Raw genomic sequence first — 21,741 nt, 5'->3', positions numbered from 1 at the left:
AGAGGGCGCTCAAAGAGAAGAACTGGAGGATCCAATGTCTGCGAATGAGGCAACCGGCAAGTCGCCGCAGATATCGAGCGTGAAGGCGCATCGACGGCTGCCGCAGGAACTGAGCATTCTGGTCGTACTCGCCGCCATCATTGCGGTGTTCGAGGCCATCGGCTGGCCGTTGAAGGGCCAGAGCTTCTTCTTCAATTCCGGCCGCCTGAGCATCATCTTCCTGCAGGTGGCGGTGATCGGCATCATCGCCGTGGGCGTGGCGCAGACCATCATCACCAGCGGCGTCGATCTTTCCTCGGGCTCGGTCGTCGGCGCCACGGCGATGATCGCGGCCTCGCTGGCGCAGGTCAGCACGGCGCGCTCGGTGGTCTATTCCCATCTCACGGACCTGCCCTTCATCATACCCGTGCTCGCGGGCCTGGCGACCGGCCTGATCGCCGGTGCCATCAACGGCGCCCTGATCGCCTATGCCAGTGTGCCGCCCTTCATCGCCACGCTCGGCATGATGGTCTCGGCGCGCGGCTTCGCCACCTGGTACACGAACGGCCAGCCCGTCTCGACCTTCACGCCCTCCTTCCGCGTGCTCGGTTCGCCGGTGGAACTGTTCGGCTTCTCGGTGGACGTGCCCACGGTGATCTTCCTCACGGTGGCGCTGATCTTCCACATCGCCATGTGCTACACGCGCTATGGCAAGTTCACCTATGCCATCGGTTCGAACATGCAGGCCGCGCGTGTCTCCGGCATCGACGTGAAATGGCATCTGGTGAAAGTCTACGGCATTGCCGGCCTGCTCTCGGGTCTCGCCGGCGTGGTGCAGATTGCGCGGGCCGGCTCCGGCCAGGCGGGTGCGGGCCTCGGCTATGAGCTGCAGGCCATCGCCGCAGTGGTGATCGGCGGTACCTCGCTCTCCGGTGGTGTCGGACGCATCACTTCCACCGTGATCGGCCTCCTCATCCTCAGCGTGGTGCAGTCCGGATTCACCTTCGTGGGCGTCCAGGCCGCCCCGCAGCAGATCGTGCTCGGCGCCATCATCGTGACGGCCGTGGTGATCGATCAGTATCGCCGGAACAAGCGCCGGAAGGTGTAAGGCTCCAGCCCTTTCGACCGAGACCGGCGCGGCCCATTCCCGGTGAATGGGCCGCTTCATGTTGGAGGACTCACTATCAATGTATTGCCGCTGTGGGGCTATCAATGTATTGCCGCTATGGGTAAGTAAGACCCATAATAGGAAGGGCGCCGGCGTGCCGAAAGGATGGTGGCGCCTGCCGGTTCAGGCGGAGTGACCATGGCTGAGGTGACTGTTGGAGTGCCGGTTTACAACGGCGCGGATCTCATTGCCGAGAGCCTGGACTGCCTCGTCAACCAGACCTTCCGGGACATCGAGATCCTGATCTTCGACAATGCTTCCACCGATGGAACCCAGCAGATCATCGAAGGGTTTGCTGCCCGCGATCCGCGCATCCGTTATCTCAGGCGTCCCGAGAATATGGGCGCCATCAAGAATTTCATCGATCCCCTTGACCAGGCGACCTCTCCCTATTTCATGTGGCGCGCCCATGACGATCTCTCCTCGCCGGACTACATCGAGAAGCTGCTCGCTGGCCTGAAGCAGAATCCTGGGGCGAAGCTGGCGACCGGAACGATCGAGCATGTCCGCCGCGCCGGGCGTAAGACCGAGATCCTGGTGCCCCGATTGCCAGCGCGGTCACTGCCGGCGATCGAGATCGTGCAATTGATGTTCCGCTCCCATGCCGGCTGGTATTATGGCCTATGGGACACGGCGACCCTGCGCCCGCTGGTCCACCGCGTCTGGACCGAATTCCCTTATGCCTGGGCTTCCGATCATCTGACGCTCTATCCCCTTCTGCTCGACCGTGCGGTGGTGGCGGTGCCGGAGACGCGCTTTGTCCAGCGCCTGGTCGTCAAGGAATATACGCCCAAGAAGGGGGAGAAGCCTTCGCTCGACCATGTGAAGAAGATGCGGGCCACCTTCATCAAATCCTGCCAGGATTTTCTCGCCGAGCGTGATTTCGGAGCGACGACCCGTTTCATCCTGAACGCAGCCATATGGCCGTACACCGGCAAGCGCGTCTACAAGGCGCGCCGCGTGCTGAAGCGCGAGCTGGCCGGCCATTTCAAGCGGCCGGTTCCGACGACCCAGAATTGAAACTGGCCGAATTGAAACTGGCAGGATTGAGGAAGGCCTCGGCTTCGGTCCGGAGCTGATCGTCCGGCCAGGTCCACCATTTGCTGGCCAGAAGGCGTTCGATTGTCGGCTCGTCGAAGCGGTAGCGGATCAGCTTGGCCGGCACTCCCCCGACCACGGCATAGGGCGGCACGTCCTTCGTCACCACGGCGCCGGCGGCGATGACCGCCCCATGTCCGATGGTGACGCCGGTCAACAAAGTCACATCGAGGCCGATCCAAACATCATGGCCAATGCGGATTGGGCCATCCACGGGCCGGACTTCATCGCGCGTACGGGTCACGATACCCCATTTGTCCAGGTAAAAGACCGGGCTGGTCGAGACGAGGTGAAGGGGATGATTGCCCATAGACACCCCGATATTGGGGCCGAACGAGCAGAAACCCCCGATCTCTACCACAGGTGAATTCTTGTAACAGAACTGTTTATAACCATAACTGTACTTGCCAACCGGGATGCCAAAGCGTTTCTCCACGGTCGCACGCATGAGATCGTCCCGGGCAGCGTATTTGCTTCGGGAGTATTTGCGTATTGAGTTAAGCAAGGAGCGCGGCAGCCTTGCCTGGCTGAGCCAGCGATCGAAGCCCGAGCGCAGTATGATATTATCCGGCGGGTAATCCAGAAGGACCTGGCGGGAGCTTTCCGGGTTCGTTTCCTTGGACAAATCAGCACCAGCCTTCCTGCAGTTTCAACGAGTGGGGGAGTGCCTTCAGGAGAGAGGTGAGATGACCCGCGCAGGGCAGCCCATGACCGTGGCTCCGGCGGGTACGTCCCGGGTGACGAGGGCACCTGCTCCAACTACCGCATCGGCTCCAATGCGCAGTCTCGGCAAGATGGTTGCGCCCGCCGCGACAAAGGCGCCATCGCCCACCTGGATTTCTCCGCACAGCGTGGCTCCGGGGGCGACATGCACACCATCTCCGATCCTGCAGTCGTGATCGACACTTGCCTTGGTGTTGATGATCGTGAATCGACCTATGGTCGCGCAGGCCGATATCGCGCTTCCCATCAAGATCTGGCAACCCTCCTGCAGGCTGGCGTCGACGGCCACGTTTGCGGTCGGGTGGACGAGTGTGCGCGGCACCAGGCCGAGATCCTTCAACTGAGAGGCGAGCATCAGGCGATCGCGGCCGAAGCCCCCACCCACGGCAATGGCAAAATCATAGGCATCCAGCGAATGGGGCTGCCCGGCGAGCCATGCCCTCAAACCGTCCAGCCCCTGCACGATGGAGACGCCTGAAAACGGAGCCGGCACGCTGCGGCTATCGACGACGACAGCGACGCTCGCCCCCAGAGTCTGCGCGAGTTCGCGCAACACCCTGGCATGGCCGGTGCCTCCCCAGATCACCAAAGGGCGGCTTGCATCGGTCATCACCGCGGTACTGACAGAATCTCGCGCATGGCCCGGCACACAATGTCGACCTTCTCCTCGGTCATGTTGTAGCCGGAAGGCAGGTTGATCGAATGTTTGGCGATGGCTTGCCCACGATCATCCGGCTTCACTAGCCGCTTGGCATTGGGGCGGTCATCGAAGGCCGGTAGGGAAGACAGGGGCGAGAAGAAAGGCCTTGTATCGATGTTGCGCTTGTCGAAAGCCGCCATCAGCTCGAATTTGTCGTAGCCCAGCGCCGGATCGAAAACCGAAGTCACCATCCAATAGGAGTTGACCACGCCCGCCGGCTCGGCATTGAGGGTGATGCCGTTCAGATTGCCGAGGCGTTCCTGGTACCAGCGGAAGATCGCCCTCTTATGCGTGATCAACTCGTCGATGCGCTCCATCTGGGCGATGCCCAGGGCGGCCGTCACGGCGTTCATGCGATATTTGAAGGCAACCTCGTGGTTGAGGAAGAAGCGGTCGCCCGGATTGCGGCCGTGATCGCGCAGGAAAAGCATGCGCTTGGCCAGATCCGCGTCATCGGTGACGAACATGCCGCCTTCGCCTGTCGCGACCGTCTTCGAGCCATGGAAGCTGAAGGCGGCGGCGCGCCCGAAGGAGCCGGCGCGGCGGCCATTATAACTCGAGCCGAGGGCTTCGGCCGCATCCTCGATGAGATGGAGGCCGTGCTTGTCCGCAATCGCCTGCAGGGCGTCCCAGTCGCACATGGAGCCGTAGAGGTCGACGCCGAGGATTGCCTTGGTCTTCGGTCCGATGGCCGCCTCGACCGCCGCCGGGTCGATGCACCAGGTATCCGGCAGGATGTCGACCAGGACGGGTTCAGCACCGACATAGACGACCGGCGCGACCGAGGCGATCCAGGTCACATCCGGCACGATGACCTCGTCGCCCGGGCCGATGCCGAGGGCCGCGAAGATGACGTGCAAGGCGGCCGTCGCGTGCGGCACGCCGACGGCATGCCGAACGCCGACATATTCGGCCATCATCTTCTCGAAGCGGGCATTGTAGGCATAGTGGTTGCCATACCACGCGGTGCGCGCGGCTTCGGCGGCGAGCTCCGGCTCGCGATCTGTGATGGAGGGGCCGGCGACAGGGATGCGTTCAGGCGCAATGATCACGGTGACTCAAATGCCTTCAGTGGGGTGGTCACTCATATCGCGACTGCCAGGCAGATGCCAGCCGTGCGATGCCAGTATCTCCGCACAGAGCTTTTGATGGGTTCAACGCGACCTAGCTGCCTAGCGCTTGTGGGTTCTCTCGGGATGGACGGCCTTGGCGGATTTCCGTCAGTCCACTTTTGGGCATCGTCAGGAAAAGCCGACATTCGATCCAAGGCCGGTGTTCTGGAGAAAGGCGGTCTCGCCGGCTCAGTCGGCCTAGCTCGGACGGTCCAACTCACGCTCTGCCGAGCATAGATTTAACCTTGGCGATAAGGCGGGTACGGCTCATATTCGTGGATGAAGGTTGTCGAAAATTCTATTCACCGTGGCGTTTGCACTTTCGTTCGAGAAGGCTTCCGAGCGGACCAGGAGTGCCGCACCCTCAACTCCGGCGAGCGGCCGATGCCCCGCGAGCGTGATCGAAAGGTTGCGCGTCGCAAGGGGCAGACAGCGCTGATAGACCATCTCCTTGACCCCCGCCAGCAAGTGATGTCCCGTCTCCGACAGCATGCCGCCGATGATGATGTGATCTGGATTGAGAATGCTGACCAGGTCCGCGACGACTTCACCCACAACTCTTCCGGCTTGTCGGACGAGCTGAATTGCTATCGGTACATTGCTCCGCGCCAAGGCAACGACGTCGCGTGCTGTATGAGCGTCGAAGCCATTGTCTCGGAGGTCGCGCGCAAGAGCCCAACCGCTTGCGTAAGCTTCAACACATCCCAGCTTGCCGCATCTGCATAAATGCACAGCATTGCTCGAGACCTGAATGTGTCCAATATCGCCAGCCGCGCCACTGGCACCACGAAACAAACGGTTGTCCGCAATTATGCCACACCCGATACCCGTACCAACTTTTACAAACGCTATCTGTGCGGAACGATCTTTGCGGCATGCTGATTCGGCGAGCGCCAAAATGTTCACGTCGTTGTCAACGGTAACCGGTACTGAAATTCTGCTGGAAAGGAAGCTCCGAATATCGAAATCATCCCATCCCGCCATAACCGACGGGCCGACAACAGTCCCTTCCAGAAAATTTACCGGAGCCGGCAGGGATAGACCCATACCGATCAACTCACGCACGCGCCGGCCGTTTGACGCAAGCAGACTATCGACCGCCTCGGCAATCTCGGACAGCGTCGACTCGGGCGATTGCGTGAGATCGAAAGCGATTGTCTTGTCGGCCAGAACGTTCGCAGCGAGATCCGCGATCCCCACATGCAGATGGGTTTCACCAACATCCGCCGCCGCGATGAGTCCGGCTTCGTTGTTTAACTCGATCTGACGTTTAGGCCGCCCTCCGGACGACAACGTGCCATCACCTTCGCGAATAATCGATGCCTCGAACAACTCGCCCAAGCGCTGACCAATCGTAACTCGGCTGAGTCCGGCCGATTCCATCAGTCCGCCGCGTGATATTGGTTGCCTGGCGGAAACAATCCGAGGCAGCAGTTCAAGCGCTCCCGCGGACGGCAGCCGAGGACGGCGAATTTTAGGGGTCACAGCAAATCCATCAACGAGTGCCACCGAACGACAATTGCCCGACTAAATCAACTAGCTGCTCAACACAACGCATTATGATAAAAAAAATACATAAGTCGACCCCATAACGAAAAGAGATTGACATAATATCCCTTCGACGCCATGTTCCCTCAGCATGCCGGTGCCGTGAAAAGAAGCCGCCGCTTGCCAACCGGGAGGAAAACTGTGATGCGCTTTCGCACCATCCGCTGCGGCGTGGCCGCGGCAGTTTTGCTTGCGGCCACTGCTGTCCCCGCCTTTGCAGACGGCAAGCCAAAAGCTCTCATGCTGTTCTCCTATCTCGGAGACCAGTCGTATGTGCGGCAATACAATGTCGCTCTCGGCCGCGCCAAGCTCATCAACGATGTCCAGATCGATGTGAAATCGGGCACTTCGCGCGGTGATGTGAATTTCTTCATCCAGGCAATCAACAACGCAACTACTGACGGCTATAAGGTCATCGCCGTGAACACCGGCGCGACCTCGCAGGAGTTGGTCGCAGCCCTCAACGAAGCGACAAAAGCCGGAGTGAAGGTTATTTCGTTCGACGGTGCCCCGCCGCCAATCGATCAGCTCACCGCTCAAGTCAACTACGATCCAATCGCCGCTGAGAAGGAAGTGGTGGGGGAGTTTGTGAAATTGCTGCCGAAAGGCGGAGAAATTGGTGCGATCCGGTGTATCGCCGGCCTCTCCGACACTGATGCCTTCATCAACGCCTTCAAGGATGCGATCAAGGACACCAATCTGAAAATCGTCGCTGAAGGGGATGCCCGCTGCGATCCGAACAATTCGCGCACGATCGCCGAAGGTATGTTGAACGCACACCCCAACCTCGTGGCGATCTACGACATCTTCGACGTTTCCGCGCAGGGTACGTCGCAAGCCCTGCAGGCAGCCGACAGCAAGGTTATTCTCGGCTCGATCGGGGGACAACAATACGCACTGAAGGCCATCGCTGCGGGCGACGCGAATTGGAAGTTCACTGTGCCGTATCCCTTCGAGGTTATTGCCAAAACCGCTACTGACACAACTGCGGCGCTCGCACGTGGCGAAAGCGTGCCTGCGAAGGTCGTCGTTCCAGCACAGCCTGTCCAAACGTCTGAGAATGCCGGGCAGATGGTGAAGACTGTTTCGGACGTTGTCGCCGGTAATGTAGACGCGATCGTGAAGTAAGATGACTGGATCCGCGGCCCCTTCCGAGGGCCGGGCGAAAGAGCAGGAGCGGCGAGATCATCTCGCCGCCTTCATGTTGCTCCTTCAATCCGGGCCCATTGTAATCCTGGTGGCTCTGGTGGCGATATTTGGCGCCATCGCGCCGAACTTCCTGACCGTTCACAATTTACAGAATCTCATGGCGCAAAGCGCAATCGTCTGCGCGCTGGGACTAGGCCAGTTTCTTGTCATACTTGTGCGCGGCGTCGACGTCTCGGTGGGCAGCACCTTGGCGTTAAGTGTCGTGGTCGTCGCGACGTTGACAGGCGTCGACGCACCCAGCTCATTGGCCCAACTGCCGCTCTATCCTTTGGTTGGACTCGCGGTCGGCCTGTTGAATGGCCTTCTGATCGTAAAGGGTGGCATCCCTCAGCCGCTGGTCGTCACCGTGGCGATGCTCGGTATTGCTGCCGGTGTCGCGTTGTTGATCAGCGGAGGCAACACCCTGGTCGGCGTCTCTCCCGCTGTGCACTGGCTGGCGAATGGGAAGATACTCGGCATTCCGGCAAATGCCTTCCTGGTTATCTTGCTGTGTGGCCTGTTCTGGTTGCTGCTGCGACGAACGCAGTGGGGACGTTGGCTCTACGCGGTGGGCGGCAATCCGGACGTTGCGCAATGGGTCGGCTTGCCGCGTGATCGACTTATCATGAGCGCGTACGCCTTGTGCGGGGTGATGGCCGGCGTGGCCGGCATGCTCTATCACGGGCGCACCGGCTCGGCCTCGCCTTTATCGGGTGCGGGATACGAACTCGATGCCATCACCGCAGTCGTCGTAGGTGGTGCCAGTCTGTTCGGTGGGCGTGGCAACATAGCCAATGTGATCTTTGGGGCGCTCATCATCGCGGTCATCCGGGGTGGCCTGCAGCAGCTCGATGTCTCGCCATTCTGGTCCTCGGTGGCCATCGGGATCGGCATTCTCGTCGCGCTCGAGCTCGATGTCGTTCGCAAGAAGGTCGAAACCAAAATCCGCGTCTTGCGCGCAAGGCAGGCCAACACATGATCGCGACCGCCTCTCTCGAAACATACGGCTCGGAACGGACCGGCGACGTCGTTTTGTCGGTGCGCGACGCGCGAAAGTCCTATGGCTTCGTGACAGCACTCGCCGGCGCTTCACTCGACCTTCACAAAGGCGAGGTGCTCGCCTTGTTAGGCGACAACGGCGCTGGAAAGTCGACGCTGATCAAGTCAATTACGGGGATCGTGCAGATCGACTCGGGCGATATTGTCCTCGACGGCAAGCCGCTGAAGTTGCGTTCGCCGGCAGACGCGCGTTCGGCCGGCATTGAAACCGTTTTTCAGGATTTGGCTGTCTTCGACAATTTGACGGTCTCCGATAATTTCCTGATCGGGCGCGAAACGACCTGGCCGCGATGGATGGGTCCGCTCGGCTTCATCTCTACCCGCGGCGAGCGGGCCAGTTGGACCCAGCACGCTGGGGAGCTAAGTGTCGGCCATGTCGCGCCTGATCATGAAATCGGTTTGATGTCGGGTGGCCAACGTCAGGCTGTTGCAGTAGCTCGCGCCGTGGCGTTCGCTCGGCGTGTAATCATTCTCGACGAGCCGACGGCCGCACTGGGCGTGCGCGAATCGGACGAAATCCTTGAAATGGTTCGAGCACTGCCAAAGCGAGGTCTGTCCGTCATCATCGTCAGCCACAACATGGATCATGTCGTCCGCGTGGCCGATCGTGCGGTGGTCATGCGACGTGGCCGCGATGTAGGCCAGATGGATGTTCGAGAGGGCGTGCAGCGTGAACTCGTCGCGATGATCATGGGTGCGGCGTAGCGGAGAAATGCACGTTCGATGCGTCGCCGATGCCATGGCGGCAACACTTTCGTGCCCCTTCGCGATTCATGGGCCCTTTCGAACCCAAGCACACGCGTCTCGGCGGAGACCTTTGGCAGAAGCCTGAGCGCCATCTAGCTAGCGTCGCGAGTAGCGCCTCTGCTCTAGCCAATACCCGCTGGAGCAAAAAGCGTTCAGGTAGGAGCGAATTTCGAAATTAACTTGCTGGTATCAAAAGCATTTTGCGATTCTTGGTGATTCGATTTGAAGGTAGAACGCTCTAGTTTGGGAAGACGGTGGACCGGGGCTTGGGCGGACGCCCGGTTAGCTTGGCAAGGATCTCACCAAACTTGGCCATGGCATCAGGATAGATGTCGATGGGACCGCGCGGATAATTCCACCACAGCCATTCCAGGAACTTGCGTGCCATGGAGCCTGGCTTGGCCTTGGCGCCGGGGCCCCAGCAGCGGGCAACGAGGCGGCCGCGCTTGCGGCGGCTGCCACAGGCATACTGGTTGGTGCGATTGTCCGCTATGAGAAGGCCTTCCTGTTCCCCAAGGCGAAAGGTGCGGCTGCGCGGCCAATCTTTCGCCTGCCAGGCGTTGCCGAAGCGATCGGCGATGACAGGCTGGAGGCCCCGCGCCATGATCTGTTTGGTCATTCCGTTGGGCCCGGCTTCCAGGAGGTGGTCGCCAGCGACTGTCGCCAGGTTTCCTGGCTCGAGCGAATTGAACAGATCGGTCCGGATCATGAACGCGTTGGAGCGGATCCCGATATTTGGAAACGGCTGATCCCACACGGTCTCATAGCCGCCGCTGGCGCCGACCAGGCCACAATCCGGCACGGTTTCGAACGCCGCAAGGTAACTCTTCAGCCAATTTGGCGCCAGGATGCGGCTCCAGGAGTTGAAGCTCAGGATGAATTCGGTGCCGCACACCTTCGAGACGGCCCGAAATACCGTGAGGGGCGTCTGATCATCCGTGAAATGCATCACCTTGGTCGTGGATGCCGGCACATGGTCGATCTTCGCGGCGAAAGGGGGCAATTCCCCGGCACCGTATCCTTTCACCGCGAACACGAAGTCGAAGTCTTCACCGGCTGCAAACTGGCTGATGCTTCGAAAGAATGCGTGGGCATACCTCGGGTCGTTTACCTTTCGCCAGAGATATACAACAGTCACACGTGCCATGGTGGCCTTGCTTCCAAATAGAGTTGGCTTTCTGTCGTGGATGCCGAATGCAATATCATAACCCGGGGGACTGACGGCTTTGGCTCCGAGGGTCAAATCGGTGTGCGGCTATTGACCCGATCTCTCCACCACTGCACGGTTTCAATGACACGCTCGCGCATTGCATGCCTTGGCTCGTAGCCCACCTCCAACTGCAGCCTGTCTATATTCGCGAGGATGGTCCGGGGCTCGTTGATTCGATCGGGCAATGCGCCGAAGCGAAGTTCGCCGGCCCCGACCGCACCGCGTATTTCCTCGGCAAGCTCGGCTATCCGCATACCCTGGCCGGAGCCGATGTTCACCGGACCGGTTACGGTGGATACGGCGAGCGCCGCCAGCGCCTCGCCCGCATCCTGAACAGGGCAGAAGTCCCGTACCTGCACGCCGGAGGTCATCAGGGCTGGCCGGCCGGACAGCAGGCTGATCGCGATAGAAGAAACCAGCCTGTCAGACTGCTCGTTCGGGCCGAAGATGAAGAACAGGCGCCCCCAGGCAAATTCGATCTCGTGAGGCCCGAAATAACCCTCGAGAAGCTGGCGGGTGGCGTCTTTCGATACGCCATAGAGGCTGCTCGGCTTGGTGGCGGCAGTCTCGGGAAGGGGGCCTCTTTCGCCTTCAAGATCATATTCCATGCAGGTGCCGGCGCAGACGAACCTTCGCACACCTGCGGTTTTCGCCGCGGTGGCAAGCCGCATTGTCGCGGCCACCCAATCGAGGTTTTCCCGGGCGTTCCAGAACTTGCCGTGTTCGACATACCAGCCCAGATGCAGCACGATCTCGGGACGGGACCAGTCCATAACCCGTCCTGCCGCCCGGTCGTCGAGGAGGTCCGCCTCGATCGTGCGGCAGCCCGGAATGGCGCTCTCGCGCCGGGCGCAAACAACGACTTCGTGGCCGGCCTCCTTGAGAGCGGACACCGCCCATCGACCGACAAATCCGGTACCGCCCGTAACGAGAATTCGCATGCTGGAGCTGTCTTCTTATACAGTCGATGCTCTCGGAACTCAGTGCCATAGGCAGGAGCATTCATGGAAGGTCGTATACCTCTCATGCGGACTTCGATCCATGGTTTTCCTGATGGAACTTGAACCGGGCCTCTTCCGGGCGCGAAGACAGATAAAGTGTGAATTATCAACCTGGAGGACGCTCTAAAACATCGTCTCGAACGAAAGTTCAGACAAGAACGCGCGCTTCTTCCTCGAATTGATTTTTTCCATGATACGCCCTACGAACGCGCAAATTTGTCGACCACGAAGCGCTCGACACGACATCGAATTAAGGACGAGACATGAAGACGCTGCGTGAATCATTCGATAATTCGAAATATTTATCCGTCAAGCAGGATAGCTATTTCGATGCCTACGACAAAGTATTGAACAGATTTGTCGGAAAACCTGTAACAGTAGTAGAGGTTGGCGTACTGAACGGCGGTTCTCTCTTCATGTGGCGTGATTATTTTGGTGAGAACGCCAACATAATCGGCGTCGAATTTAATCCATCCGCCAAAAAGTGGGAAGAACACGGCTTCAGGATTTTTACCGGAGACCAGGCCTCCGAGGAGTTCTGGGACAATTTCTTCAAGGAGGTGGGGCCTGTCGATATCCTGATCGATGACGGCGGTCACACGAACCATCAGCAGATCGTTACGGTGCAGAAGGCCGTACATCACATTCGCGACGGCGGTCTGCTGATCGTCGAGGATACCCATGCCAGCTATATGAAATCGTTCGGCAACCCCTCGCCGTACAGCTTCATCGCATTTGCAAAATCGATTATCGACCGCATTCACGGCCGTTACACGGGAAATACCCGAGGCACCAAGCCGCCTGCCCGGCAGATACATTCGGTCGAGTTTTTTGAATCCATGACGGTGTTCTCGATCGATCGCCGAAAGACCAAGATGAGTGAAATCGTCAGGAATGGCGGTATCTCGAGCAATGCCGTGGATTATCGATTCAAAAAAAATGCGGCGGAGCGACTCAGCGAAAAAGTGGAAAGCAGCAAGGGGTTGGTTCGGAATATCTATAAGAAGCTGCTGAAGCGGGAGATGCGACGGCAGAATTCGTCTCTCAAGAAGTATTTTACCAATATTGACGTTTAAGGCTTGTTCTTCATGATTTGAATACAGGCGCACGCGAAAGCTGCTGAAGCGTTACGCCGCGAACACGCCGGATGAGATCAGCAGCAGGCTGGCCAGCGCCAGCAGGGCCATGGCGAACAGGCTCTCGGCAATGTCGGTGGGTGTCATCGGTCTCGTCCGTCTCGTCGTTCTCGATGGGCGGCGTTCTAATCGAAGAGGGGGGACACGGCTGTGACTCCGGGAACAGGAGGCATAGGTCGTGCGGAGTTGAGCGCGGGCATCTGCTGGCGGTCCCTCTGGACCCGGGCTGGCTGGCGGCGGCCTCAGCCGGCCAGCTTCAGCACCGTGTTCCAGTTCCGGCCGGTCACCAGCGTGCCGAGATGGCGCTCGATCACCTTGGTGGTGAGCTTGGAGGTGCCGATGCCGTCGGGATAGACGGCGTAGAGGCAGCGCTCGCTGGCGGCGACGGACTCGCGCCCCCTGATGGCGCCGCGCAGAGCCCCGACCCCAGCCTCCGCGATGGAGCCTTTGGAAGGCAGGACGAGGAGATGGGAAGGGTCCGCCTTCGCCTCGGCCGCGAAGGGATTGGCCTCGATCAGGGCCTGCCATTGTGGGGCGGTGCGGATGATGAAGGCGGTGGCGACGCCGAAATGCTCTTCCACCGCCTTTTCCCAACGCTGCTCCAATTGGGCAGGGTCGGCCTCATCCGTCTCGAAGGTGAGATTGCCGCTCTGCAACAGCGTCGTCACCGCGGCAAAGCCGAGCCGTTCGCCGAGGCTGCGCAGCTCCGCCATCCGGATCGTGGCGGTGCCGCCGACATTGACGGCGCGGAGCAGGGCGATGTGGCGCATGGCGATATCCCAGCGAGGCGAATCGGACGGCACAATAGCGCAAACCCGAGCGCCGGCCTGCCTCCGGAATCAGGACGGATGACCGTGCATGCGGTATAGTACGCCGTCTTCGGGGGCGACAGCCGCGGCTTCCTGCACATGGACGACGCGCGCATGGCCCGCCATTGGCAGGCAAGGCGGGGAGGTTCCAACGCCGCTAAGTATAAGTCGCATCCCTATTTGACGCTGCCAAGCATCTGTGAAAGCAATAGGTTATGGGAGCGCAGCCTCTTCCGGCCGAGTCGCCGGCCCGCTCCGTTCTTTTCTCGACCCCAGCGCTTGAGGCGGAAAGGCCTATGCTTTTCAGCAGCATCCGCTGGCATCAAGATCATGAGAGGCCGGCCAACGGCCCGTCGGGAAACGCATTGACCGGTGCGCTCGCGCTCAGCCGCGCCGTGCCGGCTGGGAGAGAAAGCCAATGGCATATAGCTCGGTAACGGCCAGTTCTGCCGGGCCGATTTCCAGGGAGGACAGGAAGGTCATCTTCGCTTCCTCCTTGGGCACGGCGTTCGAATGGTATGATTTCTATCTCTATGGTTCGCTTTCGGCCATCATCGCCGCACAGTTCTTTTCGGGCCTGAACGAGACTACCTCGTTCCTGGCGGCGCTGCTCGCCTTCGCCGCGGGCTTCATCGTGCGCCCGCTCGGTGCGCTGGTGTTCGGACGGGTCGGCGATCTCGTCGGGCGCAAATATACCTTCCTCGTCACCATCACGCTGATGGGCGCCTCGACCTTCCTGGTCGGCGTTCTGCCCTCCTATGCCTCGATCGGCATTACCGCACCGCTCGCCCTGATCGCGCTGCGCATCATCCAGGGCCTGGCGCTCGGCGGGGAATATGGCGGCGCAGCGACCTATGTCGCCGAACATGCTCCGCACGGCAAGCGCGGCCTCTACACCGGCTGGATCCAGACCACCGCCACCGGCGGCCTGTTCCTGTCGCTGCTGGTGATCCTCGCCGTGCGCCTGTCCGTCGGCGAGGCAGCCTTCGCCGCCTGGGGCTGGCGCATCCCCTTCCTGGTGTCGGTGGTGCTGCTCGGCATCTCGGTATGGATCCGCATGCAGCTTTCGGAAAGCCCATCCTTCGTCAGGATGAAGGAGGAAGGCACCCGTTCCAAGGCGCCGATTTCCGAAGCCTTCGGGCGCTGGAGCAACCTCAAGATCGCCCTTATCGCCTTGTTCGGCCTGGTCGCCGGAGAGGCGGTGGTCTGGTATTCGGGCCAGTTCTACGCGCTGCTCTATCTCACCAAGACACTGCGCGTCGATGCCACCACGGCGAATGTCCTGATCGCCATCGCCCTCGCGATCGGCACGCCTTTCTACGTGATCTTCGGCGGGCTGTCGGACAAGATCGGCCGCAAATGGATCATGCTGGTGGGTTTTCTGCTTGCCGCCGTCTTCTACATGCCGATCTTCAAGGCCATCACCCATTATGCCAATCCGGCCCTGGAGATGGCTCTCGCCACCTCGCAGGTCACCGTCACGGCCGATCCGGCCGATTGCTCGGTGCAGTTCGATCCGGTGGGCAAGGCGAAGTTCACCTCCACCTGCGACGTCGCCAAGAACTTCCTCGCCAGCGGCTCGGTGTCCTACACCAATGAGGCCGCCGCACCGGGCACCGTCGCCAGCGTGAAGATCGGCGATACGGTGATCCCGTCGGTCTCCACCACCGGCCTCGACGCCGCCGCGGCCAAGGCCAAGACGGGCGAGTTCACCACCGCCCTCTACAAGGCCCTGAAGGATCACAAATATCCGGTGAGCGAAAAGCAGACGCCGGTGAAGGATGCCAGCGGCAATGTCGCCAAGAATGCCGATGGCACCGATCAGACGACCACGACCTATGCCATGGCTCCTGCCGATAATGCAGCGATGAACAAGCCGATGCTCGTCGTCGTCCTCACGGTGCTGGTGATCCTGGTGACGCTGGTCTACGGCCCGCTCGCCGCCGCGCTGGTGGAACTCTTCCCCACCCGCATCCGCTACACCGGCATGTCCTTGCCTTACCATATCGGCAATGGCTGGTTCGGCGGTCTCGTGCCCTTCATCGTCTTCGCGATGGTCGCGGCCAGCGGCGATCTCTACTACGGCCTGTGGTACCCGATCGTGGTGGCGGCTTTGACCTTCATCATCGGGCTGATCTTCGTGCCGGAAACCAAGGATCGCGATCTCGACAACATTCCGTCCTGATCGATCCCTAGAGCAAAGCGCGTTTAAGCGTAAACGCTGCTTTGCTCTAGCTCTTTGTTTCGACGCGTCTTTGCGAGTCTTGCCGATGCCGTCAGATCGCAAAACGCTTTGGTCAAAAACTGCGGCGCGGCATGGCGTGATGCCGTGCCGTTTCCATTTCCGGTGAACAGCGCCGCCGGCACGGGCGCGCACGCTGGAAAACCAGCCTCTCGCCAAGATAGACTTCGCCGGCGAAGGGGTTTCGAATCAATGCCTGACACGATGGTGCGCAAGCGTCTGCTGGCTCAGCGGCAGGCTTTGCTCGATCTGGGCACACGCAACCGGCTGATCAATGTGCCGCTGCGCCTCAAGGGCGTGCGCACCATCGAGATCGTCGACGAGAAATGCAGCGAAATCTATGCCTTGCTCACGCAGGGCAAGGGCCTGACCTTCCTGCCAGGGCGGGAGCCGCCACAGGAGGAGCAGGCCGAACTCGATGTCGCCAGCGAGGCGACAGCCGTCATTCCCCGACCGGTGGATGAGGAGCTCGATCGGAACGGCATCCCCAGACGCTACACCGACCTCAGGCTGCAGACCCGGCTGACCGGGGAGGGGCTGCAGAAGCGTCTCTTCGACATCTGGTACGATGCGCGCAGCTTCGAGGAAGAGCAGGGCGTCAACATCCTCTATCTCGCCTTCGGCCTGCTGCGCTGGTTCGAGGACGATAAGTCCGACGTCGCCCGTCATGCCCCGCTGATCCTGCTGCCCGTCCGCCTCGAGCGCTCCAGTGCGGCCGAGCGCTTCACCTTGCATTGGCGCAACGAGCCTGCCTCGCCGAACCTCTCGATTCAGGCCAAGCTGCGCAGCGATTTCGGCTTGGCGATCGAGGACTTCAAGGACGAGGACGACGTCGACATCGCGGCCTATCTCGCCGATGTCGCCCGTACGGTCACGGGCAAGGCGCGCTGGGAAGTGCTGCCGGATGCCATGGTGCTCGGCTTCTTTTCTTTCGCGAAATTCCTGATGTATCGCGATCTCGATCCCGAGAACTGGCCGCTGGGCAGTCCGATCGATGCCCATGCGCCGGTGTCGGCGCTGCTTGGCGACGGCTTTGCCGCGCATGAGCCCGTTGTAGCCGACAACCAGCCGATCGATCCGGTGATCCCGCCTTTGGCGCTCAACCATGTGCTCGATGCCGATTCCTCCCAAGCCGTCGCCATCGAGGAAGTGCTGCGCGGCCATCACCTGGTGATCAAGGGGCCGCCGGGCACCGGCAAGAGCCAGACCATCGCCAACATCATCGCTGGCGCAGTGCTAGAGGGCCGCAAGGTGCTGTTCGTCGCCGAGAAGATGGCGGCGCTCGACGTGGTGCAGCGACGCCTGCGCCATGTCGGCCTCGGGCCGATGACGCTGGAGCTCCATTCCACCAAGGCCAACAAGCGCATGCTGCTGGAGGAACTGCGGCGCACCCGCGAGCTCACCCTGAAGATGCCGGTGCAGGATCCCAAGGTCGTCGGGCGGCTGGACGAGGTCCAGGGCGAGCTCAACCGACACGCCGCTTTGCTGCATACATCCTCAGGCCCGAGCGGCATGAGCCCCTATCGCCTGTTCGGTCATCTCCTGGCGATCCGCGAGGCCGGCGGCCTATCAGGCTTCGCGCTCGACAACGGCGCGGGCTGGACGGCCGATGAGGCGCAAGCCCGTCGGGACCTGATGGTGGAGCTTGCCGCAAGGCTCGGCACGGTGGGCGATCCCACGGCCAATATCTGGCGCGGCGTCCGGCGCGGTGCCATCGATCCTGCCGAGCTCGAACGCCTTGGCAGCCTGATGCGCAGCGTCGAGGCGGATCTGGAGGCGGTTCAGGAAGCGGCTGCCACGATCGGCCGGGATTTCGGCGTCGCCGTGAGCCGGATTCGCGATCTCGACACGCTTCTGCGCATTGCAAGGTCCACCGCCGCGCTACCGGCGGATGCCGACCGGCAGCTCCTGGCTCAACCCGTCTGGCGCGAGGAAGGCGGCCGCCTCGGCGAGCTGGTGGTGCTCGGGCGCAGCTATCAGAAGATGGCGGCTGCGGCGGCAACCCTGTTCCGGCAGCAGGCTTGGAGTGCCGACCTGCAGCCGGTCAGGGCGGAATTCGCGGCCCGCGGCGCCTCCTGGTTCCGCTTCCTGTCGGGCAGCTACAGAAGCGCCAAGACGCAGCTGAAGGCGGTATTGGCCATCGAAATGCCGGGTGAGCTCACCGAGCGCCTGGCCCTGCTCGACGGCATGGTCGCGGCCCAGGACGAGCGGCGGCGCTTCGAGGCGCTGGCGCCGCTCGGCGCCCGGGCCTTCGGTTCGCGCTGGGCCGGCGAGAATTCGGACTGGGACAGGCTGCAGGCGGTCACCGATTGGTGGCGCGACCACCGGCCCGATTCTCTCGGCCGGGGGGACCATCCTGACTTCCTCGATCGTCTCGCCGCCCGCCCGCGCAGGGACCTCGGCTCGCTCGGCGCCGTGATCACGCAGAGCGTGCCGCGGCTGTTCGAGGACCTCAAGCAGCTCAGCGTCTTCCTCGACTATGATCTGGAAGCCAGCCATGGCGTCGGCGAATGCGCCGACCTGCCGATCTCCGAGATTTTGGCGCAACTGCGCCTCTGGCTCACCAATCTGGAATCGGTCAGCCGCTGGATCGCCTTCGCCAATCGTTGCCGCAAGGCCCGCGAAGCCGGCCTTGGGCCTCTGGTCGACGGACTGCTTGCCGGCGGCATCGCCGGCGCCGCGCTGGTGCCGACCTATGACCGTGCCTATTACGAGGCGCTGCGGACCGACCTCTTCGCCCGCCAGCCCGAGCTCAAGCGCTTCGATGGCATCCTGCAGGACCGGCTGGTCGAGCAGTTCAGGGTCCACGACCGCGACCGTATCGCCCTGGCCCGCGAAAGCGTGGCACTGAAGCACCAGCGCGAGCGGCCGACAGCCCTCGGTGGCATCGGCCCGCTGGGCGTGCTCAATGGCGAGATCGCCAAGAAGCGCAATCATTTGCCGATCCGCCAGTTGCTCGACAAGGCCGGCCCGGCCATCCAGCGGCTGAAACCCGTGATGATGATGAGCCCGCTTTCGGTCAGCCAGTTCCTCAAGCCCGGCGTGCTCGCCTTCGATCTGCTCGTCATCGACGAGGCCTCGCAGGTCGAGCCGGTGGATGCTCTCGGCGCCGTCGCGCGGGCGAAGCAGATCGTGGTCGTCGGCGACGAGCGCCAGCTGCCACCGACGCGCTTCTTTGCCAAGCTAACCGGCGAGAGCGATGAGGCGCCGGAGGACGAGGAGACCTTCCAGGCGCGCGATGCCGAAAGCGTGCTCGACCTTTGCCTTGCCAAGGGCATGTCCTTCCGCCAGCTCAACTGGCATTACCGCAGCAGGCATCAGTCGCTGATCACCGTCTCCAACCGCGAATTCTACGACAACCGCCTGATGGTTGTGCCGAGCCCCTATCTCGGCGGCGGGACGAGCGGGGCGGAGGCCGCTGGCCTGGTCTTCCGCTATTTGCCCAAGGCGGCCTATGACCGCGGCAATACCCGTACCAATCCGGAAGAGGCGAAGGCGGTTGCCGCGGCGATCATGGCCCATGCCCGCTACCACGCCTCGCAGTCCCTGGGCGTGGCGACCTTTTCGGTGGCGCAGCGCCAGGCCATCCTCAAGGAGCTGGAAGTGCTGCGCCGGGAGAGCCCGGCAACGGAAACCTTCTTCACGCGCGAGGGCAACGAGCCTTTCTTCGTCAAGAACCTCGAAAACATCCAGGGCGACGAGCGCGATGTGATCTTCATCTCGGTGGGCTATGGCCGCAGCGCCGAAGGGTACCTGGCCATGAGCTTCGGCCCGCTCAATCTGGAGGGCGGCGAGCGGCGGCTCAACGTGCTGATCTCGCGCGCCAAATATCGCTGCGAGGTGTTCTCCTCCATCCGCGGCGAGGATATCGATCTCGAACGCGCCAATGCCCGCGGTGTCGTCGCCCTGAAGCTGTTCCTGACCTATGCCGAGACGGGCCAGTTGGGCGAAGCGGTCGAGACGGGCAGGGGCGCCGACTCGCTGTTCGAGGAACAGGTGGCGGCGCAACTTCGCTCGCGCGGTCACGCCATCGCCCACCAGATCGGCAGCGCCGGCTTCTTCGTCGATCTCGCCGTGGTCGATCCCGACAAGCCGCAACGCTTTCTGCTCGGCATCGAATGCGATGGCGCGCAATATCATGCCTCGCGCTCCGCGCGCGACCGCGACCGATTGCGCCAGCATGTGCTGGAGGCGCAGGGCTGGATCATCCATCGCATCTGGTCGACCGACTGGTATCTGCGCCCGCAGGAAGAACTCAACAAGGTCGAGGCGGCGATCGCACGGGCGAAGGCGACATGGGCTGAGCGGGAGGCGGATCTCGTCTCGACGGCATCGCCCGCCGAGACCGACGCCCGGATGCGGCCGGAGTTGTCCTCCTTGCCGCCGGAACTCGAACCGGCCCCCGCATCGGTCTCGATTATCGCGGAGGTCGAGGTGCCCTCGCTCAGCCGGCCCTATGTCGAGGCCCTGCTGAAGACCACAAGGACCCACGAACTCCACGAGATCTCGACCGCCCGCATGGCAGCCTATGTCGTCGGCGTCGTGCAGGTCGAGGGACCGGTGCATGAGCAGGAGATCGTCACCCGAATCCGTGACGCCTTCGGCCTGGCGCGCGCCGGCAGCCGCGTGCGCGACGCGGTCCAGGACGGCATCGACGTCGCCCGCATGACCGGCAAGATCACCGGCGGCCCCTTCTATGCGCTGCCCGATGTGCCGGTGGCGGTGCGCGACCGCTCGGCGGTCGTCAGCCTGGGCCTGCGCCGCCCCGATATGCTGCCGGACGACGAGATCGAGGCCGCCTTCTTGGCCGTCATAGCCGCCAATTATGGCGCGCCACGCGACGCCTTGCTCACCGCCGCCGCCCGCCTGTTCGGCTTCGCCGCGACGAGCTCGGTGCTGAAGGAGCGGCTGGACGACGTGCTCGCCGCGATGCTGTTCAAGGGCCGGCTGAAGCGGCAGAACGATCTGATTGTGAGCGGGTAGGGCCCCTCTGGCGCCTGCGCCGTGTTGATGAAGGGGCCGGTTGGCTCATCTGAGGGAGAGTGCCGATGACCATCGTCTACCCCGAAACCAGGAAACTGTCAGACAAGCCAGATGCCAGGGCACCCGACGGCTCGGATGTGCGCGTCCTGCTCAACCTGCCGCGCGGTGGCATGGCGCATTTCGAGCTGGCCGCGGGTCTGATATCGCTGGCGGTCACCCACAAGACCGTCGAGGAGATCTGGTACATCCTTTCCGGCCGCGGGCAGATCTGGCGCAAGCAGGGCGGACAGGAAAGCGTGACGGACGTCTTTCCCGGGCTTTGCATCACCATCCCGCTCGGCACCCATTTCCAGTTCCGTTCCCTTGGCGACGAGCCGCTCGCCATCCTCGGCGTGACCATGCCGCCATGGCCGCTGGAGGGCGACGCGCTTCCGGTCGAAGGCATCTGGGAGCCGACGGTCGGTTAGGAAGTAGCATTAGGGGGCGGGTCTTCAGACCCGCCTTTTGGCCGCGGCAGCGCCACAAAGAGCCGGGTCTGAAGACCCGCCCCCCGATGCCGGTTGCCTCCCTCTCCGATGCCAACCTCACCGGAAAGGCGCGCAGAGGATCTCGTGCGAGGGGATCTCGCCGGCGGGCTGAAAGCCGGAGGCCAGCATCGTGGTGGGTACCTGGCAGCCATAGAGCTCCGGCCCCTTCTGCAGGAACAGCACGATACCGTCGTCGCGCACGGCCGACTGCACCTGGAAGCCGTCCGCCAGCAGCTTGTCGAGCGGCACGCGCGGCTCGTCCGTCATGAACGGCGCCACCACGAGCAGGACTTTCGCGACATGCGCGGGAATTGCCAAATATCCGATCATCGGCCCAAAATCTCCGGGCAAACCATAGCCGCAGAGGCTAGGCCGTCGGGCAGGGCCGCACAAATAAAGAAAGCATAAGGGCGGCGAATGGCAGGGCTCCGGTAATTCCATTATGCTTTTGATTTCCATTGTCTTTTTCTCCTACGCGAGCGCGTGCGATGGTCAGGGCAGGATCAAATCG

Annotated in this window: 16 protein-coding genes and 1 pseudogene; 9 read left to right on the top strand and 8 right to left on the bottom strand. The window is 62.0% G+C overall.

Features of this window, described 5'->3' with window-relative positions; all coding sequences use genetic code 11:
* The first annotated feature begins 34 nt into the window (after positions 1–34).
* Complete coding sequence (locus tag QQL24_RS12535) at positions 35–1,087, top strand: ABC transporter permease (RefSeq protein ID WP_284312429.1); 1,053 nt, start codon at positions 35–37, stop codon at positions 1,085–1,087.
* 198 nt (positions 1,088–1,285) lie between these two features.
* Positions 1,286–2,167, top strand: coding sequence for a glycosyltransferase family 2 protein (locus QQL24_RS12530; protein ID WP_284312427.1), 882 nt, complete (start codon positions 1,286–1,288; stop codon positions 2,165–2,167).
* Positions 2,168–2,240: 73 nt separating this feature from the next.
* Here QQL24_RS12530 and QQL24_RS36615 read toward each other — a convergent pair.
* The 4 genes and pseudogenes from QQL24_RS36615 to QQL24_RS12510 all read right to left on the bottom strand — a co-directional run.
* Positions 2,241–2,462 (bottom strand): annotated as a pseudogene (locus QQL24_RS36615) (CatB-related O-acetyltransferase); the annotation flags it as partial.
* Between the two features lie 453 nt (positions 2,463–2,915).
* Entirely contained in the window at positions 2,916–3,578 is a 663-nt protein-coding gene (locus QQL24_RS12520) for an acetyltransferase (protein WP_284312423.1), read from the bottom strand.
* Positions 3,578–4,720, bottom strand: coding sequence for a DegT/DnrJ/EryC1/StrS family aminotransferase (locus QQL24_RS12515; protein ID WP_284312422.1), 1,143 nt, complete (start codon positions 4,718–4,720; stop codon positions 3,578–3,580). The genes QQL24_RS12520 and QQL24_RS12515 overlap by 1 nt, the downstream gene beginning before the upstream one ends.
* A gap of 327 nt (positions 4,721–5,047) precedes the next feature.
* The gene (locus QQL24_RS12510) at positions 5,048–6,163 is read right to left on the bottom strand and encodes an ROK family protein (protein WP_284312420.1); all 1,116 of its coding nucleotides are present in this window, start codon (positions 6,161–6,163) and stop codon (positions 5,048–5,050) included.
* Positions 6,164–6,472: 309 nt separating this feature from the next.
* On the opposite strand from QQL24_RS12510, the gene QQL24_RS12505 reads away from it, so the two are divergent.
* The 3 genes from QQL24_RS12505 to QQL24_RS12495 are packed head-to-tail and all read left to right on the top strand — an operon-like array spanning position 6,473 to position 9,280.
* Positions 6,473–7,456, top strand: coding sequence for a sugar ABC transporter substrate-binding protein (locus tag QQL24_RS12505; RefSeq protein ID WP_284312418.1), 984 nt, complete (start codon positions 6,473–6,475; stop codon positions 7,454–7,456).
* 1 nt (position 7,457) lies between these two features.
* Entirely contained in the window at positions 7,458–8,495 is a 1,038-nt protein-coding gene (locus tag QQL24_RS12500) for an ABC transporter permease (protein ID WP_284312415.1), read from the top strand.
* Positions 8,492–9,280 (top strand): ATP-binding cassette domain-containing protein, encoded by a 789-nt coding sequence (locus QQL24_RS12495; protein WP_284312414.1) that lies wholly within the window; start codon positions 8,492–8,494, stop codon positions 9,278–9,280. The genes QQL24_RS12500 and QQL24_RS12495 overlap by 4 nt, the downstream gene beginning before the upstream one ends.
* A gap of 280 nt (positions 9,281–9,560) precedes the next feature.
* Here the strand turns inward: QQL24_RS12495 and QQL24_RS12490 are convergent, their stop codons facing one another.
* Both QQL24_RS12490 and QQL24_RS12485 read right to left on the bottom strand, forming a co-directional pair.
* Positions 9,561–10,565, bottom strand: coding sequence for a hypothetical protein (locus QQL24_RS12490; RefSeq protein WP_284312413.1), 1,005 nt, complete (start codon positions 10,563–10,565; stop codon positions 9,561–9,563).
* Positions 10,562–11,473, bottom strand: a complete 912-nt coding sequence (locus QQL24_RS12485; protein ID WP_284312411.1) for an NAD-dependent epimerase/dehydratase family protein — start codon at positions 11,471–11,473, stop codon at positions 10,562–10,564. The genes QQL24_RS12490 and QQL24_RS12485 overlap by 4 nt, the downstream gene beginning before the upstream one ends.
* 323 nt (positions 11,474–11,796) lie before the next feature.
* On the opposite strand from QQL24_RS12485, the gene QQL24_RS12480 reads away from it, so the two are divergent.
* Positions 11,797–12,609, top strand: coding sequence for a class I SAM-dependent methyltransferase (locus QQL24_RS12480; RefSeq protein ID WP_284312410.1), 813 nt, complete (start codon positions 11,797–11,799; stop codon positions 12,607–12,609).
* A 302-nt stretch (positions 12,610–12,911) separates the two neighbouring features.
* On the opposite strand, the gene QQL24_RS12475 is transcribed toward QQL24_RS12480, so the two are convergent.
* Positions 12,912–13,439 (bottom strand): DUF1697 domain-containing protein, encoded by a 528-nt coding sequence (locus tag QQL24_RS12475; protein ID WP_284312409.1) that lies wholly within the window; start codon positions 13,437–13,439, stop codon positions 12,912–12,914.
* A gap of 457 nt (positions 13,440–13,896) precedes the next feature.
* On the opposite strand from QQL24_RS12475, the gene QQL24_RS12470 reads away from it, so the two are divergent.
* The 3 genes from QQL24_RS12470 (at position 13,897) to QQL24_RS12460 (ending at position 21,170) form a co-directional block, all read left to right on the top strand.
* The gene (locus QQL24_RS12470) at positions 13,897–15,663 is read left to right on the top strand and encodes an MFS transporter (protein ID WP_284312407.1); all 1,767 of its coding nucleotides are present in this window, start codon (positions 13,897–13,899) and stop codon (positions 15,661–15,663) included.
* A gap of 249 nt (positions 15,664–15,912) precedes the next feature.
* Positions 15,913–20,703, top strand: coding sequence for an anti-phage protein ProA (gene proA, locus QQL24_RS12465; protein ID WP_284312405.1), 4,791 nt, complete (start codon positions 15,913–15,915; stop codon positions 20,701–20,703).
* Positions 20,704–20,768: 65 nt separating this feature from the next.
* Positions 20,769–21,170 (top strand): cupin domain-containing protein, encoded by a 402-nt coding sequence (locus QQL24_RS12460; RefSeq protein WP_284312404.1) that lies wholly within the window; start codon positions 20,769–20,771, stop codon positions 21,168–21,170.
* Between the two features lie 117 nt (positions 21,171–21,287).
* Here the strand turns inward: QQL24_RS12460 and QQL24_RS12455 are convergent, their stop codons facing one another.
* Positions 21,288–21,560 (bottom strand): hypothetical protein, encoded by a 273-nt coding sequence (locus QQL24_RS12455; RefSeq protein ID WP_284312403.1) that lies wholly within the window; start codon positions 21,558–21,560, stop codon positions 21,288–21,290.
* Positions 21,561–21,741: the final 181 nt, after the last annotated feature.

This window comes from Labrys miyagiensis (assembly GCF_030160835.1).
Classification (GTDB): domain Bacteria; phylum Pseudomonadota; class Alphaproteobacteria; order Rhizobiales; family Labraceae; genus Labrys; species Labrys miyagiensis.
The sequence above is the reverse complement of the archived record's forward strand: the minus strand, read 5'-3'. Positions and strand labels throughout refer to the sequence as shown.

Bases quoted from the DNA above. Each gene is read 5' to 3' on its own strand.
- QQL24_RS12470 (WP_284312407.1), top strand. From the start codon at position 13,897: ATGGCATATAGCTCGGTAACGGCCAGTTCTGCCGGGCCGATTTCCAGG.
- QQL24_RS12475 (WP_284312409.1), bottom strand. From the start codon at position 13,439: ATGCGCCACATCGCCCTGCTCCGCGCCGTCAATGTCGGCGGCACCGCC.
- QQL24_RS12485 (WP_284312411.1), bottom strand. From the start codon at position 11,473: ATGCGAATTCTCGTTACGGGCGGTACCGGATTTGTCGGTCGATGGGCG.
- QQL24_RS12505 (WP_284312418.1), top strand. From the start codon at position 6,473: ATGCGCTTTCGCACCATCCGCTGCGGCGTGGCCGCGGCAGTTTTGCTT.
- QQL24_RS12530 (WP_284312427.1), top strand. From the start codon at position 1,286: ATGGCTGAGGTGACTGTTGGAGTGCCGGTTTACAACGGCGCGGATCTC.
- QQL24_RS12455 (WP_284312403.1), bottom strand. From the start codon at position 21,560: ATGATCGGATATTTGGCAATTCCCGCGCATGTCGCGAAAGTCCTGCTC.
- QQL24_RS12520 (WP_284312423.1), bottom strand. From the start codon at position 3,578: ATGACCGATGCAAGCCGCCCTTTGGTGATCTGGGGAGGCACCGGCCAT.
- QQL24_RS12480 (WP_284312410.1), top strand. From the start codon at position 11,797: ATGAAGACGCTGCGTGAATCATTCGATAATTCGAAATATTTATCCGTC.
- proA (WP_284312405.1), top strand. From the start codon at position 15,913: ATGCCTGACACGATGGTGCGCAAGCGTCTGCTGGCTCAGCGGCAGGCT.
- QQL24_RS12495 (WP_284312414.1), top strand. From the start codon at position 8,492: ATGATCGCGACCGCCTCTCTCGAAACATACGGCTCGGAACGGACCGGC.
- QQL24_RS12500 (WP_284312415.1), top strand. From the start codon at position 7,458: ATGACTGGATCCGCGGCCCCTTCCGAGGGCCGGGCGAAAGAGCAGGAG.
- QQL24_RS12535 (WP_284312429.1), top strand. From the start codon at position 35: ATGTCTGCGAATGAGGCAACCGGCAAGTCGCCGCAGATATCGAGCGTG.
- QQL24_RS12460 (WP_284312404.1), top strand. From the start codon at position 20,769: ATGACCATCGTCTACCCCGAAACCAGGAAACTGTCAGACAAGCCAGAT.
- QQL24_RS12510 (WP_284312420.1), bottom strand. From the start codon at position 6,163: ATGGAATCGGCCGGACTCAGCCGAGTTACGATTGGTCAGCGCTTGGGC.